The organism is Mesorhizobium onobrychidis (assembly GCF_024707545.1).
GTDB lineage: Bacteria > Pseudomonadota > Alphaproteobacteria > Rhizobiales > Rhizobiaceae > Mesorhizobium > Mesorhizobium onobrychidis.
Map to the genome: position 1 here is coordinate 5,148,537 of NZ_CP062229.1, position 14,300 is coordinate 5,162,836.

The window sequence follows — 14,300 nt, forward strand, 5'->3', positions numbered from 1 at the left end:
TGCTGCCGTCCGGGGAACGCAATCCCGGGCCGACTTCGCCAGCCGCACCTTGGCTTGAACGTTCACTGGCTGCTTGGCTTGTGCCGAGCGTTTCCGCTATTTTCGGAGCACCTCAGTTGTGGCCCGGCGCGTCTCCCCTTCTCCCTTGCCCCCCGGCGTTGCCGTTCGCGTCGCCTTTGCCGAAGCTTCCGGTTGGACCAAAATCACTGGGTGAGTGAGGGCCTGGGCCCTCGCCGGCGGCTCCGACGCTCTTTTCGTTGCCGGGATTTCCAGCGGCGTCGTCGGACGAACCGTCATCGGTGCCGCCATCGTCGGTGCCGCCATCGTCGGTGCCGCCATCGTCGGTGCCGTCGTCGTCGGTGCCGCCATCGTCGGTGCCGTCGTCGTCGGTGCCGCCATCGTCGGTGCCGCCATCGTCGGTGCCGTCGTCGTCGGTGCCGTCGTCGTCGGTGCCGCCATCGTCGGTGCCGTCGTCGTCGGTGCCGTCATCGTCGGTGCCGTCGTCGTCGGTGCCGCCATCGTCGGTGCCGTCGTCGTCGGTGCCGCCATCGTCGGTGCCGCCATCGTCGGTGCCGCTATCGTCAGTGCCGGCATCGTCAGTGCCGACCTGGCCGGTCGTAATGGGCGGGCACTGGTCTAGCTCCGCCCTGGTAAGCAGTTCGTCCCGGTTTAGAGCCACGCAGCATATTGCGTAGTTCTGCTCAGTCAGCGGGACGCACTGTTCGGCGGTAAGTACGGGCTTGATGCTGCTCTGGGCAGAAGCAGGCATGGTCGGCATCGAACACACAAGCGCCACAGAGGTAAGCATTGTGCTGCGAGTAAGTATTTGTTTCGCGGTTCGCATCGGAACTCTCCGAATTTATTAACAGATGCTATGTAACGTAGCATCCAAATCATATGTTCCCGTAAAAGGTGTAGATTACATCTAAAGAAGTATACAATTTCTTTTGGACTAATCCAAATTAATTATGGACTATAAATAAAGATGACTATTGAATTTTTTATTCTTTCACCTAGCGCCGCATTTCCCGCGGTCTCACGGCGTTCCGCGCTTCGACGACCGGAAGGTTGTGAGCGGCATCGTCTATGTGATCCGCAACGGTTTGCAGTGGAAGGACGCGCCTGCCGGCTACGGCCCGCACAAGACGCTCTACAGCCGCTTCATCCGCTGGAGCCGGCTCGGCGTGTTCGACCGCATTTTCGCCGCCCTGGCCGGCGATAGGGAATGCCCACGAATGGGGTTCCCGATGAAAATTTCAACAACCGCTCTTCTCGCATGCGTACTGGCAAGCACCGGCTGTAGCACGACCAGTGGTTCGATTTCTGCCATGTCAACCGGGGGGAAGACCGTGCTCAGCACCGGAACGCGGATGCAGATGATTGGCCATGCATTTGCACCCCCGGCCTTCCATGACTTCTGCGCTCGTGAAAAGAGGCTCTGTAGCACGAGCGGTAGTCAGAAGCTGGTCGAGTTGACGAATTCGCGCAGTGCCGAGCTTGCTAGCGTAAACAGTTCGGTTAACCGGCGCATAACCGAAAGTTCCGACATGGCCACAAACGGGACAGACGATGACTGGAGGGTGCCAAGCAGGTATGGCGACTGCGAAGACTTTGCCATTCTGAAAAAGGCGGAGTTGATGAAGCTGGGTTGGCCTGCATCGGCGCTCCTTTTGACGGTCGCCCGAAGCGGTTGGGACGGTCATACGGTGCTCACCGTGAGGACCTCGAAGGGTGACCTTATCCTCGACAACAGAAGTTCATCGGTTAAGGACTGGTCTCGTACTCCGTACCGTTACTTCGCCCGCCAGGCGCTTGGGGTTGGCAAAGCCTGGGAGCTGATAGGATCGGCAGAGCCAGTCATCTAGCTCTACCGCAATGATCTAAGGCGATCGCGACGGACTCAACCGGCGCTTTCGTGATCGAAGCGCATGCGCTTACTGTCAGTGACAAGAATACGGAAGACATCGTCCGAGCGCTCGTCAATGATATCGATGCTCTTGCCGCGTTTGGCGAAGCGGGCCGTGTGTATCAGCCGGTTGCGGGTACCGGTCTGGATCAACCTATCACGAGCCTGCTTCAGGTACTTTGTAAGCCTGTGATTCACGGGGCTGACTGGTTCGACAATGTCGTCCATTTTATCTCCCCCTTGTCACCTCGGCTTGAAATAGCTGTCTTTATCCAACGCTTTCATTCCGCGATTAATTTCCCCGGTTTTGTTGGTTTTTCTTAGTTACCCAACATTTTAAGCGGCCTAGTCGTAACCTTAGCTTTGGTCTATATGCTTGGCGCAAGTTGTTGCCACCCTGCAAAACATTACGACAGTGGTTCACTGGTTGGTCGCTAAATGCTTCTCACTGAGTTTGGAGGCCCCACTCCGGGTTTGCCGCCCCGCCGCCCGTCTAGAACCCAAGCGCCAACCACGCAGTCCCGGCAAGCAGCGTGACCAGCGTCAGCGGCAGGCCGACCTTGAAGAAGGCACCAAAGCCGAGCGACTTGCCAGTCGCCCGCGCCTGCTCAGCAACAATCAAATTGGCGACCGAGCCGAGCAGCGTGAAATTGCCGGCCAGCGTCGAGCTCATGGCGACGACCAGCCAGGCGCGCTCGGGGTCTTCCAGGCCGGGTATGAACGGCCGCAGCGCCAGCACGGCCGGAACGTTGCTCATGATGTTGGACAGCACCGCGGTGAGGCCGGACAGCCGCCACACATCGTCCAGCCGGAGGTTTTTTGCCGAGGCGACGATGTCGGGGCTGAGCAGCGTCTTCTCGGCGCCGGCGACGACGATGAACAGGCCGGCGAACATGAACAGCAGCGGCCCGTCAATCTCGCGGTAGATGCGCGCCGGCTTGATTGCGCGGGTCACGAGAAGAATGGCGCCGCCTATGAGCGCCGCCTTGGCAACCGGGACGCCGGCAAAGAAGGCGATCGCCAGTCCGATGCAGACGACCACGGCCTTGAGCACCTGTCCCGGCAGCATGCGGCCGCGATAGACCTCGGGGCTGAGCTCGGCCTTGCGCGCGAATTCGGCGCGATAGACGATGCGTACGATGACGATGACGGCGACGAGGCCGAACAGCGCGACCGGCGCCAGGGCCGCCGAGAAGGCCGGATAGGAGATCCCCGACAGCGCGCCGATGACCATATTCTGCGGGTTGCCGGTGATGGTGGCGACGCTGCCGCAATTCGACGCCGTGGCGGTAGCGATCAGGTAGGGAATTGGGTTGCGGTTGATGACGCGGGTGACGTGGACGACGATCGGCGCCATGACCAGGCAGATCGCGTCGTTGACCAGGAACGCTGACAGAACGCCGGTCAGCAGCGTCACCATCACCAGGAGCATGAACGGCGCATGCGCGTGCTCGATGGCAACAGCGCCGAGTGCGCGAAAGGCGCCCGACACTTTCAGATGCGCCACGACGATCATCATGCCGAGCAGCAGCGTGATGGTATCGAAATTGATGGCGCGGTAGGCGTCCTCCAGGCTGAGCGCGCCGATGGCGATCATCGCCGCACCGCCGAGCAAAGCAATGCCTGCCCGGTCAAGGCGCAAGCCGGGGATCCTGCCGATGGCGACGCCGGCATAGGTCAGGATCAGGATCAGCAGTGCCGCCGCGCCCATCAATGTCATTCGTGGAAAAGCCCCGTTCACATCCGCCCTGCCCCGCCATTGGCGAATCGCCAATGCCCCTCCTCACTGCGACATGAATGAACGCAAGCACAAGAGATGCCCGCGACGTCGGCGAATCCTGTCTACCGAGGCGCCCGGGCGATTGGTGATACCATCGCACGGCTGGAATCAGTGAAGGCCGAGCCGACATATTTGCGCGTGCCGATCTCGCCCATCAGAGCGAATACCGGCGCCTCGGGCTCGACCCCCGGCAATTCGAGCTCACTTGCGGTGAAGGGGTCTGCCCATCTGCCGCATCTATCGCGCCGGCGGGAGCATGGCCAAGTGCGCATGCCTCTGGAAGATCGCAATCTTGTCGCGATAGGTAATCCGGATCTCGCGTCCGCATCCCTCGCACTTGTAGTGGGAAACGACCTGAAACCAGCTGCCGTTCTTGATGACGGCGAAGTTGCACTGCGGGCATTGGAAAGTCAGACCAACAGAGAATAGGCTGGGAGAGAGGGACATTGCAGCGGCTCGCATTCTGAAGAGCTTGTAGGCGGTTGGCTAGTCCAGCGTCTCGACGACGAAGGATGCGGCAATCAAATCGTCGGCATCGATTCTACCCTTGCCGTCCTCCATGACGGCTGCGACCTTTCGAAAGGTCTTCAGTTCACTCTCGGTAATCCGGGCGCCGCGCATCCTCTCGTTGAGGTCGGCCACGCGCATTCGCAGCGCCTGAGACGCTCCAATCTCACGGTTCGACATGGTGATCACATTCCTCCCTGCGCTGAATGGCATCGTCTTCGCGCCAGGCTCTCCAAACCTCAGGCAGCTGCAAACGTTCCTTGGCTGGGCTTCGGTCTGATCCGAGACGGGACCTAAGTCTTACCTGGTTTCGCGTAATAGTCCGGACATCGCGCCACCCGGAACTGCGGCTGCTCGTAGTAGTTGCTCGCTGTGAGTTCATGGGAGAGCCCATGGAAAATAGCGTTCACCGAGCCCGCTGGTTGCTCGCTCCGGTCTTGGCCGTCTCCACCGCGTTCCTGGCGATTGGAATGGTCGTTAGCTAGGGATAATCGGACTTTGACGAATTGGACCGAAGAACGAAACTGAGATCTGCGCAGCTAAGTCCCTTCCTGCGCTGATAAAGGACCACCCGCCATTCCTCGATTTGGCGGGTGGCCCATGCGAGCGCGACTGAGGCGTCCTCGTCGCTGGAGCCCAGCAGAGGCGTGGCGCAGCTCTTCCTCGTCACGGACGGACATGCCTGATGTGGAGCCTCATGCCGGAGGCACAGCGCGGTTTGTCGCTTTTTATGCGTTCAGTGTCGACGGTCGCGCGATAGGCGAGGCGTGCCGAAGATCGTCCTCGCCGCGCAAATGCTTCACGCAGGCTTTCATGCCCGGTTTCACCCACCGCGTTGCCGGCCGCTTCTTCATGTCCTTCGGTGCCTTCGCCGGCATGCTCCTGGACGCGCTCGCAAAGCCGCTCGCGCATCTCGCGATTGACGCTGACGAAGGCACTGCCGACATATTTCCGGGTGCCCGGCTCGCCCACGAGCGCAAACGCGGGCATGCCTCTCCGCGCTTCGACGCCAAGCAGTTCGAACTCGCTTTCCATCAGAGCCTTGACGCAACCGCCTCATCTAATAGCCCGGACCCTGCCACGCCCAGGAGCAACAGCACGGAAAGCGCCAAGACAGCCAATAGCATGATGGGTGTTGCGTCTGGGAAGATGACGGTGATCGCGCGAGTCGACGGAGCCTCCAAAACCTCACCTCCGCCCTCGATCGACGCTTCTTTGCGCTGGCTTCTCCTCATCCCACGGGACGGGAGCCCAACGTTCTTCATGTTCAAAATTCTGGCCGAGATGTCTCCGGCAATTACCGGATCATCGGACAGATGGCCTGCAATCCATTCAGGGAGGTATTCCTCACCGCGCTCGCCCATGGCACCCAGTAACCTGTTACATCTACTCAACTTTTAGACTTAATCATATCACTCTACTACCATTGGTTGCGACAGGCAAGCCTTAGCATTTCCGGAACGGAAAAAATTAGTCAACGCCTACGGCCGGGCAGTGCCGGCAGCTCGCACATGAGCGCGGACGGCGGCGGCATCTCTGGCTTCCATTCGGGTTTGGGCAAGCTCGCTAAGTAAGGCGATCATTCGAGCCCTCCGACACGCAAGGCTGGCACGTAGTGCCCGCGCCAGCTCGATCTCGTTCAATGTGTTGGCAAGGTCGTACACTGGGCGAGGGAATTTCATCGCCCATGTAGGAAGGTTTGTTGGCTATCTCCCAACCGGGTTTGTCAACCAGATAATCACCGCTCGAAAAGCCCGCGCCTCCGGGAGAGATCGCGGGCAAAGGTCTGTTGGCATCATAGGAACTGATCCAGCTTTAGTGTGGGTACTTTCACGACCAGTGCATCGGCCAAATGGATGAAAGGCCGCGCGCCCTACGAAGGGGAAGGACGCAGGCTGATCGGGAGGCGACACCGATCTCGCAGCTTGGTTCACAGGAGAAGGTGCGGTAGAAGCCGAACGCCCTCCCCGAGCCGGTGTTCCATACGGAAGTCAAAAAGCCCGCCGCACCTTTCGGCACGGCGGGCGATCAGTCGTTCACCAGGCACAGGGTGGGCGGGGGTGGGTGTGCCCGGATTGTAGGAAATCCTACGCGCGCCGGCTGCGTCGCGTCTACCAGCCGGCGGTTGGAATGCTCAACTCGGTTAGCCTTGCTTTACCCGGTCCTACCGCCCCAGCGCTTGTTTCGAAACCGACAGAAGTTCTTCTTCGTCCACCACTCCGGCCATGTAGTTGGCAATAATTCGGGACGCGAGCGCTTCACGTCGATGCGCAGATTCACTGTCAATCTTCAACCGCTCGAACACCCGCGCCAATAGGGCCAACTCGGTCGGGTTGAAGACACCCGCATGCTCGGCTTTTCCACGAATCGGCATGACAAACCCCCTTCGCCCAGAGATTTTGTTCGTGCGGCATTATCATACACCAAAAAACCGCACCCCGTTGCAGAATCGCAGACGCGAGATGCGCCCTCGCGGAAGGTCTGCGAGCAGCGAGGGCGACCTCACATCAGATCTTCAGCAACCCCGTCGAATTTCTTGAGGCCTTCGCTTGGGGGCTTCTGCTTATGAAGTCCCTGTTCCGTTGCAGCAGCCTCGAAGGCGGCGAACGCAGCTTGGTGACTGCAATGTCCGGCCAAGCATTCCTCGATCATTCGGATTGCTTCAAGTCGGGACGGCTTGTCCATGGATGGCCATGGTTGCTGAAGCGCTTTCGCAGCGTCGGCTATCGACGCGATCACTATCGGCCTGTGATTCAGGTAGATTGTAATCGGGACAAACGCCGTCATTTTTGTCGCTCCCAGGATTGAAGGCGGTTAAACGCGAAGACATGGCGGTGGTTGCATCATCATCGTGAATTCAGAGCGCCGATGCCCGATGCGATCGAGGCTGAACACGCCTTTGCTCGGTGCAACACGCAGAGCTGCACGTCCGACGAGCCTTGATCGTTTCGGTTCCATGAACGAAGAGGCCCGCGCCCCACGGAGGGGAAGGACGCGGGCTGATCGGAGGGGACAATCCGATCTCGCAGCATTCCTATGTGCACAGGAAATATTACTGCGGAAATATTACTGCAGGAGGCGAACGTCTTGCGCGTGCCAGTGTTCCATAGGGAGACAAAAAGCCCGCCACACCTTTCGCCAATGCGGTCGATGGGTGCCTGGATATCTATCCCTTATTGGGCCGCACCTAAATTCCAGATGTCCCGATGCAAGCGCCATGTCCCGTCGTCGCCCTTTTTCCAGACGACGATGTACTTGCCCGCAAGGGTGGAGAGGGCGCCGTCTTTGCTCGGCACATCGAGCGTAAATGCGCCAACTTCGTAGGCGAGGTTCGCGCTCTCTTCCACTTCCAGCGCCTTCAGGGTGAGATTCTTCATCCCGCCTTTGATCGCGCCCTGCCAGAATTCTTCCACGCCCTTGCGGCCATCGACGCGCTTGCCGTCGGGCGGCAGCACGGCAGCGTCCTCGGTATACAATTGACCCACCGCCGCCGCGTTTCCGCTGTTGAAGGCGTCCGTGAATTTCGTCAGCGCCGCTTCGATGTCCTCGCGAGCCGACTGGGCGGCCGCAGACAATGCAGAGGAAAGAAGCAGCACAGCAGCAAATGCAAATGACTTAACCAGCCTCATCTCGTCCTCCCTTTGCGTGATATCCACCGGATGAATAGCGCCCATCCTGAGTGCGTCGCCGCGCCGCTCAATGGCCGGATCATGACTTACATTAGACTTATCTTATATTATGGCGCAAGCACCACCAGACGCTCTCGACAACAGGCAAGCAAGCGACTGCCGTGGAACCTTTAAAAGCCAAATGCCTTGGATCACGTCGCGCGTGCCGTAGACAACGCCGACCTCTTGCCGGATTCCATCGATACGACGGCCGAGAACGGCGACCTCCTGATCGCGCGCACGGTTGCGCTCGCTCCACTCATTATGCGTGACTGTGCCCGCTCGCAGATCAGCAATGGCAGCGTCGGTTCGATGCCGTCATTCTCCGCATCGAGCGGAACCCATGAGGAAAAAAATCTGTAAACGGCCCTCTAAACGGGTCGGAATGCCATTCTCCCGAAGTCGGAAATATGGCACTATGTCTTTGAAAATACTGGCGATCCCGACAGGATTCGAACCTGTGACCATCGGCTTAGAAGGCCGGTGCTCTATCCAGCTGAGCTACGGGACCGCTGGGCCGACGTTAAGGGCCGGCTGAGTTATGCGCTGGGACGGCTGCCCGGCATTTGCCGGTCAATGCGTCCAGGGCGTCCTGCGGTCATAGCGGAAATTCTCCGCATAGGAAATCTGGCGGCGCTTGGATTCCTTCGGCTCCTCGACACGGTAGGCCAGCCCCTCTTTCTCCGCATAAGCCACCGCCTCTTCCCGGGTGTCGAAGGTGAGCCTGATCTGGCTCCGCATGTCACCCGACGTGGTATAGCCCATCAGCGGATCGATTTTCTTGCGCATCTCGGGATCGAATTCCAGCACCCACTGGCCGGTCTTGGCCTTGCCGGACTGCATCGCGGTTTTGGCTGGGCTGAAAATGCGCGCGGACATGGACACCTCGTTGCTACGTGCAAGCGGCACCGCCGCTGTATTCCCGTCATTACTGCGCAATGCGGCCGGCGGCAAGGCCGATGCCTGCCGTACCCCTTCGGCACGGCGGGCCACCGACGATGATCACGCTAGGGTTCACGGCAAAAAAACCCATCCCCTCCGATCAGCTTGAGCGGTTTGCTACAACGCAGAAACTAAGCAGGAGCGGCTACCGCTGTGGACGTTCGCCGGCCTGACCTTGCTAGCCGGCGGGCCTGCGGTTCTCGGAATGTGGCTCGGCAGCCTGGCCTATGCGCCGCAATGGTCGGCGCTGGCGCTTGCCATCGGCGCCGGGGCGATCCTGCAGGTCATCGTCGAGGTCGGCGCCTACCTGATGCGCCGTAGCCAGAAGGGTCTCGATGCCTTTCTTCACGCCGCCGGTCGTGCGTGGGGCTGGGAGCCGGCGTCGCCTTCATATATGCGACGGCCGCCTTGGTGAAGGTCTGACCGGACAGCAACCTGGGCGCTGAGACGGCGCTGCGAAACCGTTGCGCGGGACTTGGCTGGCTGCATTTCCCGCCCGCCCCGCTCTCGGCCCGGGCCTGCCGTTTGTTCCGTTTTCGTCTTTTAAGGGGTCGCGCAGCCAAGCCCGCACCCCCCGCAAGGACTCGGTCCGCGGTAATCAACTCTTAGCGGGAGCCGCTGCCGAGCACGTTGTGTCGGGCGCCCAAGGCGCTTGGCCAATCCCGAAGCAAATCGTTCTCGTCTCGCTTTGGGACAATGGGATTGGCATCTGAATTGCTACATCTGAATTGCTACATCTGAATTGCTAATTGAGACTCGCCAGAGTGTAGCTACAGCGCTTGCGAAGGGGGATGGAAATGGGCTTAGCCGAAGACTTGTCTGATGTTGCGCTCACATTCGAATGTCCGAATTGCTCGCATCCGGCGGTAAGGAAGGGCTCTGCGCTCAAAACGATCGCGCACTTCAGGTGTGACGGGTGCAACGCCAAGGTGCGGATCACTTATCCACAGAAGCTAGCGATCTTCGAAAAGCACAAGCTATTGGCCGCTCGAGGGGCGTTGCGATTGGCTAGCTAAGCCTTTTCCAGGTTGTCGGTCGCGCGGATTTCGATGAGAACAAGATGCAGAATTCTGAGGATGGGTATCGTTGGTGACGGGCTGAGGATCGCTCAATTCAAGCAGCTTTCTTGCTGGCGAAGCGATTGATGTTCCAAGCACCGCCGCCGGTTGACGCGCCGCCGACCTAGTTGAACGCGAGCCTCGGTAGCGCCAGAGGGCGACAAGGCGCGGCTACTTCATTTTTCTATCCATGAGGAGCGCGATGAACGGCCGTGGCACTTTTGATGGGACTTTTCGTGCAACTCCCTGCCACTGTATTGCGTTCGTTCCGTTTTTGTCGTTTCGGGGGTTGCCTTCCAAAGCCCGGAACCCTATAGCCCGCAACGCATCGGAGTGTAGCGCAGCCTGGTAGCGCATCTGGTTTGGGACCAGAGGGTCGGGAGTTCGAATCTCTCCACTCCGACCATTCATTCACCGCGACAGCCGTGCTGCCGGCGCAGCTGCGCCGGACAGCATCTGCGACGGGCGAAGCACCCAAACGACCGATGGGCAGCCCGGATTTCCGGGCGAGCCCGCCTGAAGCTGCGAAGCGTCAGCCTTGGATGAACGCCAGGAGATCCGGATTGATGATCTCCGGGTGGGTGGTGCACATGCCGTGCGGAAGGCCCTTGTAGACCTTGAGCGTGCCGTGCTTCACCAGCTTGGCTGCAAGCAGAGCGGAGTCGGCAATCGGCACGATCTGGTCGTCATCGCCGTGCATGATCAGGACAGGCACGTCGAGCTTCTTCAGGTCCTCCGTAAAATCGGTCTCGGAAAAAGCCTCGATGCAGTCGTAATGGGCCTTGGCTCCGCCCATCATGCCCTGGCGCCACCAGTTGTCGACGGCCCCTTGCGAGACCTTGGCGCCTTCGCGATTGAAACCGTAGAACGGGCCGGCCGGCACATCCCTGTAGAACTCGGCGCGGTTGGCGACCAAAGCGGCACGGAAGCCGTCGAAGACCTCGATCGGCAGGCCGCCGGGGTTGCTGTCGGTCTTGAGCATGATCGGCGGCACCGCGCCGATCAGCACCGCCTTGGCGACGCGTCCTTCGCCACCGTAGCGGGCAACGTAACGCGCCACCTCGCCGCCGCCGGTCGAGTGGCCGATATGGACGGCGCTCTTGAGATCAAGGTGAGTGACCAGAGCCGCGACATCGGCGGCATAGGTGTCCATCTCGTTACCGGTTGCCGTCTGTGTCGAGCGACCGTGCCCGCGCCGGTCATGCGCGATAACGCGATAGCCCTTGTCGAGGAAGAACAGCATCTGGTTGTCCCAGTCGTCGGCGCTGAGCGGCCAGCCGTGATGGAACACGATTGGCTGCCCTGTGCCCCAATCCTTGTAGAAGATCTCGGTGCCGTCCTTGGTGGTGAATGTGCTCATCGTCGTACTCCTCGATGTGGTTGGCTGAATTGGTTGGGGGAAGGTTCGTTCCTTCTGTGGACAAGCTATTGCAACGGAGTCATGGTGAGGATTGGCAAAACAGACATTGTACATGGCAAAACTGACAAATGATCGCGGCGCGTGATCCGGTCGAAATCGGCCTCGTTGTATATCCTGGCGTTCAGGGAGCGGCCGTTCTTGGGCTGACCGATCTCTTCCAGCTGGCCAACCGGCTGGCTGCCGAACGGTCGCCGGACGTGCTGAGGCTTCGTGTCAGCCATTGGCAGTTGCAAGAGGCGAGCCAAACCGTCATCCGCACCTTCGACAGCGAGCCCGGCCCCGGCCATGGACCTGCCATGGTCATCTTGCCTCCGACCCTGGGTGATCCGATTCCGCGCGAGGTGGCCGCGCCCTATGCCGACTGGCTCAGGGCCCGCCATGCGGCGGGCGCGACGCTCGGCTCGGTCTGCGCCGGCGCCTTCGTGCTTGCCGAGACCGGTCTGCTGTCGGGTCGTGCGGCGACAACGCACTGGGCCTATCGCGACGCGCTGGCGATACGCTTCCCCGACATCGTGCTGGATGCCGACAAGCTGGTCATCGACGATGGCGACATCATCACCGCCGGCGGCTACATGGCCTGGACCGATCTCGGCCTGAAGCTCGTCGACCGGGTGCTCGGGCCGACCGTGATGATAGAAACCGCCCGCTTCATGCTGGTGGACCCGCCGGGGCGCGAGCAACGCTTCTATAGCCCCTTTGCTCCCAGGCTGAGCCATCGCGACGAAGCTATCCTCAAAGTGCAGCACTGGCTCCAGGCGAGAGGCGCGCGCGGTGTGACGCTTGCCACCATGGCGGAGCATGCGGCCTTGGAGGAGCGGACCTTTTTGCGCCGCTTTCGTAACGCCACCGGCCTCAAGCCGACCGAGTATTGCCAGCACCTGCGCGTCGGCAAGGCGCGTGAGATGCTGGAAGCGACGACCCGATCCATAGACCAGATCGCCTGGGATGTCGGCTATGACGATCCCGGCTCCTTCCGCAAAGTTTTCGCCAGGATAACCGGCCTGGTGCCTGGCGATTACCGCAGGCGCTTCGGCGTGGAACGCGCCCCGTCCGACGGCGGGAGTTGAGCGGTGGCAGTGGCGGTTGTGACGAGTCTCGATCGGGACCGCCGGACGGCTCGACGGGGTTTCAAAACAGGATCGCACCTATCGGCTTTGCTTGCTTCCTTAAAGAGCGCTTTCGATATCGGTCCTCGAAAAATCGTCGCCGACATAAAGCAGGCGGCAGGCATGTTCCTTCGCCACTTCATAGGCGAAGCAGTCACCGAAATTGAGCGCAGCCGGGTGAATGCCCTTACCCCATTTCGCGTAGGCCTCGGCGATACGGCGCGCAGAGGCCGGCGTCACTGCCGCAATTTCGAAACCAAGCCCGTCGATCAGGCCGGACAGCTCTTCGCCGACATTGCGCCGCGCCGCGACGATCAGCGCTTCGGCCACGGTGCCGGCGGAAATCAGGATGTCGTCTTCGGCCCCGAGCGCCGCGATGCAGACATCAGCCTCCGGCTCGTCAAGAACGATCGCCATCAGCGCCGAGGTATCGACCACGATCATTCGGGCAGGCCATCATCGCCATAGAGGAAATCCTGGCTTCGCGCAGCAGATGGCCCATCCTTCGCCCTCGCGGCGCCGGATGCGCGCATCGCCTCCAGCAATGCCCGACGGCTTTTCCTGTCCGGCACTGCCTTGACGGGAACCAGGCGTACGGCCGCATGACCGTGCCGGGTCAAAATGACTTCGTCACCTGCCTCGGCACGACGCACCAATTCTGTCAGCTGTCCCTTGGCGTCTGTAACGGATACCTCCATCGGCCGCTCCTCTATGGACCAACCTCTGGTCCATGTTTGCAATGAAAATAGACCATTCAACGGTCCATTACAACGGCCTAAGGCGAGCGGTTGCGACTATCCGTGAGCGCGGTTGCCAGTGCCGTACACGCGACTACCGACCCCTCATTGAAGGCAAGCTCGCCGGGAAGAGAACCCCAACCGCCTCACTCCCGGCGAGCCTACAACCTGATTTGATACGCAATCAGGACCGGGGTTAGCCGGCAAGGCTGATGTTGCAAGACAGATGCCAGCACTGGTTTCCCGAAATGGGACACGGCCGAGGCTTTTCCTTCTCCCCTTGTGGGAGAAGGTGGCCGAGCCCACGGGTCTTGCCTCCGGCAAGCCCGAGGACAGGCTCCGCTCGGTCGAATGAGGGGTGTTCCAGCTTGGCAGACACCCCCATCCGATCGGGCGTTCAGCGACAGGATCGCCAGCGCCTCATTTCTTCCAGCACCCCTCATCCGGCTCCCACCGCCTAAATCTCGAACTCGCCCTGCCCCTCATCCATGGCGCTGACGGTTTCGGCGGCGAGCGCTCTCGTGATCGGCGTCTTGCGCTCCAGCGCGGTGCGATCCAGCCGCTCGACCACCCGCATTGCGGTGGCCAGCGAGCGTTCGATGCGGCGCACCAGATATTGCACGACATGCGGCTCGACCTCGACCTGGCGGTCGGCAAACAGCTTGGTGATGACGCCGGCCAGCAAGTGATCGTCGGGCTCGTGGATCTCGACCGTCGCCGCCGCCTTCAGCCGCGAAGCGAGGTCCGGAAGACTGACGCCCCAAGCGGACGGAAAGCGCCGCGCGGTCAGCAGCAAGGTCGAGCCGGCCCCGCGCGCCGCGTTGATCAGATGGAACAGCCCCTGTTCATCGACCGGACCGGCATCGACATCGTCGATCAGGGCCGGCCGCGCGCCGAGGCTGGCCATGCAGTCGCCGATCCGCCCGGCGTCGACCTTCACTGCTCCGGCGCGGGCGCGCCAGATCGAGGCCAGGTGGGTTTTTCCAGAGCCAGCCGGACCGGCGAGCACTACCACCGGCGACGGCCAGTCCGGCCAGCGATCGACCAGCGACACCGCTTGGCTGTTGGTGCCGGAGACGACGAGCTCGTCGCGCGAATAGCCGGTGCCGTGGCCGAGATCGAGCGGCAACTGGCGCGGCGGGTCAATCTTGTTGTCCGGCATCTGGCTCAACTGCC

The 14,300-nt window shown here is 60.9% G+C and carries 18 protein-coding genes, 2 tRNA genes and 2 pseudogenes; 7 read left to right on the forward strand and 15 right to left on the reverse strand.

The genetic code is table 11. The annotated features are described in order from the left end of the window. Window positions 1-112: 112 nt before the first annotated feature. Window positions 113-769: a hypothetical protein gene (locus tag IHQ72_RS25580; RefSeq protein ID WP_258118082.1), complete on the reverse strand. Its 657-nt coding sequence runs from the start codon at window positions 767-769 to the stop codon at window positions 113-115. A gap of 223 nt (window positions 770-992) precedes the next feature. Here IHQ72_RS25580 and IHQ72_RS25585 point away from each other — a divergent pair. Both IHQ72_RS25585 and IHQ72_RS25590 read left to right on the forward strand, forming a co-directional pair. Further along, window positions 993-1,220 (forward strand): annotated as a pseudogene (locus IHQ72_RS25585) (transposase); the annotation flags it as partial. Between the two features lie 108 nt (window positions 1,221-1,328). Then, a complete protein-coding gene (locus tag IHQ72_RS25590; RefSeq protein WP_258123930.1) occupies window positions 1,329-1,865 on the forward strand; it encodes a transglutaminase-like cysteine peptidase in 537 nt (178 codons plus the stop codon). 35 nt (window positions 1,866-1,900) lie between these two features. Here the strand turns inward: IHQ72_RS25590 and IHQ72_RS25595 are convergent, their stop codons facing one another. Continuing rightward, window positions 1,901-2,134: a DUF4011 domain-containing protein gene (locus IHQ72_RS25595; protein ID WP_095493811.1), complete on the reverse strand. Its 234-nt coding sequence runs from the start codon at window positions 2,132-2,134 to the stop codon at window positions 1,901-1,903. Between the two features lie 265 nt (window positions 2,135-2,399). Then, window positions 2,400-3,626 (reverse strand): anion transporter, encoded by a 1,227-nt coding sequence (locus IHQ72_RS25600; protein ID WP_258118083.1) that lies wholly within the window; start codon window positions 3,624-3,626, stop codon window positions 2,400-2,402. Window positions 3,627-3,722: 96 nt separating this feature from the next. Between IHQ72_RS25600 and IHQ72_RS25605 the strand changes: the two genes are divergently transcribed. Continuing rightward, window positions 3,723-4,115 carry a hypothetical protein gene (locus IHQ72_RS25605; RefSeq protein ID WP_258118084.1) on the forward strand — a complete coding sequence of 131 codons (393 nt, stop codon included), beginning with the start codon at window positions 3,723-3,725 and terminating at the stop codon, window positions 4,113-4,115. Window positions 4,116-4,172: 57 nt separating this feature from the next. On the opposite strand, the gene IHQ72_RS25610 is transcribed toward IHQ72_RS25605, so the two are convergent. The 6 genes from IHQ72_RS25610 to IHQ72_RS25635 form a co-directional block, all read right to left on the reverse strand. Then, window positions 4,173-4,373, reverse strand: a complete 201-nt coding sequence (locus IHQ72_RS25610) for a hypothetical protein (RefSeq protein WP_029354271.1) — start codon at window positions 4,371-4,373, stop codon at window positions 4,173-4,175. A gap of 486 nt (window positions 4,374-4,859) precedes the next feature. Then, the gene (locus IHQ72_RS25615; RefSeq protein ID WP_258118089.1) at window positions 4,860-5,228 is read right to left on the reverse strand and encodes a hypothetical protein; all 369 of its coding nucleotides are present in this window, start codon (window positions 5,226-5,228) and stop codon (window positions 4,860-4,862) included. After that, a complete protein-coding gene (locus tag IHQ72_RS25620) occupies window positions 5,228-5,557 on the reverse strand; it encodes a hypothetical protein (RefSeq protein ID WP_258118090.1) in 330 nt (109 codons plus the stop codon). The genes IHQ72_RS25615 and IHQ72_RS25620 overlap by 1 nt, the downstream gene beginning before the upstream one ends. An 800-nt stretch (window positions 5,558-6,357) precedes the next feature. After that, window positions 6,358-6,567, reverse strand: a complete 210-nt coding sequence (locus tag IHQ72_RS25625; RefSeq protein WP_095496570.1) for a hypothetical protein — start codon at window positions 6,565-6,567, stop codon at window positions 6,358-6,360. A 128-nt stretch (window positions 6,568-6,695) separates the two neighbouring features. After that, window positions 6,696-6,980 (reverse strand): DUF982 domain-containing protein, encoded by a 285-nt coding sequence (locus IHQ72_RS25630; RefSeq protein WP_258118091.1) that lies wholly within the window; start codon window positions 6,978-6,980, stop codon window positions 6,696-6,698. 386 nt (window positions 6,981-7,366) lie between these two features. Then, window positions 7,367-7,867 carry a YybH family protein gene (locus IHQ72_RS25635; protein ID WP_258118093.1) on the reverse strand — a complete coding sequence of 167 codons (501 nt, stop codon included), beginning with the start codon at window positions 7,865-7,867 and terminating at the stop codon, window positions 7,367-7,369. A gap of 141 nt (window positions 7,868-8,008) precedes the next feature. Between IHQ72_RS25635 and IHQ72_RS25640 the strand changes: the two genes are divergently transcribed. Beyond that, complete coding sequence (locus IHQ72_RS25640) at window positions 8,009-8,224, forward strand: hypothetical protein (RefSeq protein ID WP_258118094.1); 216 nt, start codon at window positions 8,009-8,011, stop codon at window positions 8,222-8,224. 71 nt (window positions 8,225-8,295) lie between these two features. On the opposite strand, the gene IHQ72_RS25645 is transcribed toward IHQ72_RS25640, so the two are convergent. Both IHQ72_RS25645 and IHQ72_RS25650 read right to left on the reverse strand, forming a co-directional pair. Next, window positions 8,296-8,372: transfer RNA gene (locus IHQ72_RS25645), tRNA-Arg, on the reverse strand. A 62-nt stretch (window positions 8,373-8,434) separates the two neighbouring features. Continuing rightward, on the reverse strand, window positions 8,435-8,740 hold the full coding sequence (locus IHQ72_RS25650) for an ETC complex I subunit (protein WP_258118096.1): 306 nt from the start codon (window positions 8,738-8,740) through the stop codon (window positions 8,435-8,437). A 214-nt stretch (window positions 8,741-8,954) separates the two neighbouring features. Here IHQ72_RS25650 and IHQ72_RS25655 point away from each other — a divergent pair. Both IHQ72_RS25655 and IHQ72_RS25660 read left to right on the forward strand, forming a co-directional pair. After that, window positions 8,955-9,226: pseudogene (locus IHQ72_RS25655) on the forward strand (ZIP family metal transporter); the annotation flags it as partial. A gap of 964 nt (window positions 9,227-10,190) precedes the next feature. Continuing rightward, window positions 10,191-10,267 (forward strand) — tRNA-Pro (locus IHQ72_RS25660). 126 nt (window positions 10,268-10,393) lie between these two features. Here the strand turns inward: IHQ72_RS25660 and IHQ72_RS25665 are convergent. Then, complete coding sequence (locus IHQ72_RS25665; RefSeq protein WP_258118097.1) at window positions 10,394-11,221, reverse strand: alpha/beta fold hydrolase; 828 nt, start codon at window positions 11,219-11,221, stop codon at window positions 10,394-10,396. A gap of 128 nt (window positions 11,222-11,349) precedes the next feature. Between IHQ72_RS25665 and IHQ72_RS25670 the strand changes: the two genes are divergently transcribed. After that, the gene (locus IHQ72_RS25670) at window positions 11,350-12,348 is read left to right on the forward strand and encodes a GlxA family transcriptional regulator (RefSeq protein WP_258118098.1); all 999 of its coding nucleotides are present in this window, start codon (window positions 11,350-11,352) and stop codon (window positions 12,346-12,348) included. 99 nt (window positions 12,349-12,447) lie between these two features. Here the strand turns inward: IHQ72_RS25670 and IHQ72_RS25675 are convergent, their stop codons facing one another. The 3 genes from IHQ72_RS25675 to hdaA all read right to left on the reverse strand — a co-directional run bounded on the left by IHQ72_RS25675 (window position 12,448) and on the right by hdaA (window position 14,286). Then, entirely contained in the window at window positions 12,448-12,831 is a 384-nt protein-coding gene (locus IHQ72_RS25675) for a type II toxin-antitoxin system VapC family toxin (protein WP_258118099.1), read from the reverse strand. Continuing rightward, complete coding sequence (locus IHQ72_RS25680) at window positions 12,828-13,085, reverse strand: type II toxin-antitoxin system Phd/YefM family antitoxin (protein WP_126107093.1); 258 nt, start codon at window positions 13,083-13,085, stop codon at window positions 12,828-12,830. Before IHQ72_RS25680 ends, IHQ72_RS25675 begins: the two co-directional genes overlap by 4 nt. Window positions 13,086-13,581: 496 nt before the next feature. Then, entirely contained in the window at window positions 13,582-14,286 is a 705-nt protein-coding gene (hdaA, locus tag IHQ72_RS25685; RefSeq protein WP_258118102.1) for a DnaA regulatory inactivator HdaA, read from the reverse strand. Between the last annotated feature and the right edge of the window lie 14 nt (window positions 14,287-14,300).

Excerpts from the sequence above, each read along its gene's own strand:
- IHQ72_RS25580 (WP_258118082.1), bottom strand. The coding sequence starts at position 769 with ATGCCTGCTTCTGCCCAGAGCAGCATCAAGCCCGTACTTACCGCCGAA.
- IHQ72_RS25590 (WP_258123930.1), top strand. The coding sequence starts at position 1,329 with ATGTCAACCGGGGGGAAGACCGTGCTCAGCACCGGAACGCGGATGCAG.
- IHQ72_RS25595 (WP_095493811.1), bottom strand. The coding sequence starts at position 2,134 with ATGGACGACATTGTCGAACCAGTCAGCCCCGTGAATCACAGGCTTACA.
- IHQ72_RS25600 (WP_258118083.1), bottom strand. The coding sequence starts at position 3,626 with ATGACATTGATGGGCGCGGCGGCACTGCTGATCCTGATCCTGACCTAT.
- IHQ72_RS25605 (WP_258118084.1), top strand. The coding sequence starts at position 3,723 with ATGCCCGCGACGTCGGCGAATCCTGTCTACCGAGGCGCCCGGGCGATT.
- IHQ72_RS25610 (WP_029354271.1), bottom strand. The coding sequence starts at position 4,373 with ATGTCGAACCGTGAGATTGGAGCGTCTCAGGCGCTGCGAATGCGCGTG.
- IHQ72_RS25615 (WP_258118089.1), bottom strand. The coding sequence starts at position 5,228 with ATGGAAAGCGAGTTCGAACTGCTTGGCGTCGAAGCGCGGAGAGGCATG.
- IHQ72_RS25620 (WP_258118090.1), bottom strand. The coding sequence starts at position 5,557 with ATGGGCGAGCGCGGTGAGGAATACCTCCCTGAATGGATTGCAGGCCAT.
- IHQ72_RS25625 (WP_095496570.1), bottom strand. The coding sequence starts at position 6,567 with ATGCCGATTCGTGGAAAAGCCGAGCATGCGGGTGTCTTCAACCCGACC.
- IHQ72_RS25630 (WP_258118091.1), bottom strand. The coding sequence starts at position 6,980 with ATGACGGCGTTTGTCCCGATTACAATCTACCTGAATCACAGGCCGATA.
- IHQ72_RS25635 (WP_258118093.1), bottom strand. The coding sequence starts at position 7,867 with ATGGGCGCTATTCATCCGGTGGATATCACGCAAAGGGAGGACGAGATG.
- IHQ72_RS25650 (WP_258118096.1), bottom strand. The coding sequence starts at position 8,740 with ATGTCCGCGCGCATTTTCAGCCCAGCCAAAACCGCGATGCAGTCCGGC.
- IHQ72_RS25665 (WP_258118097.1), bottom strand. The coding sequence starts at position 11,221 with ATGAGCACATTCACCACCAAGGACGGCACCGAGATCTTCTACAAGGAT.
- IHQ72_RS25670 (WP_258118098.1), top strand. The coding sequence starts at position 11,350 with ATGATCGCGGCGCGTGATCCGGTCGAAATCGGCCTCGTTGTATATCCT.
- IHQ72_RS25675 (WP_258118099.1), bottom strand. The coding sequence starts at position 12,831 with ATGATCGTGGTCGATACCTCGGCGCTGATGGCGATCGTTCTTGACGAG.
- IHQ72_RS25680 (WP_126107093.1), bottom strand. The coding sequence starts at position 13,085 with ATGGAGGTATCCGTTACAGACGCCAAGGGACAGCTGACAGAATTGGTG.
- hdaA (WP_258118102.1), bottom strand. The coding sequence starts at position 14,286 with ATGCCGGACAACAAGATTGACCCGCCGCGCCAGTTGCCGCTCGATCTC.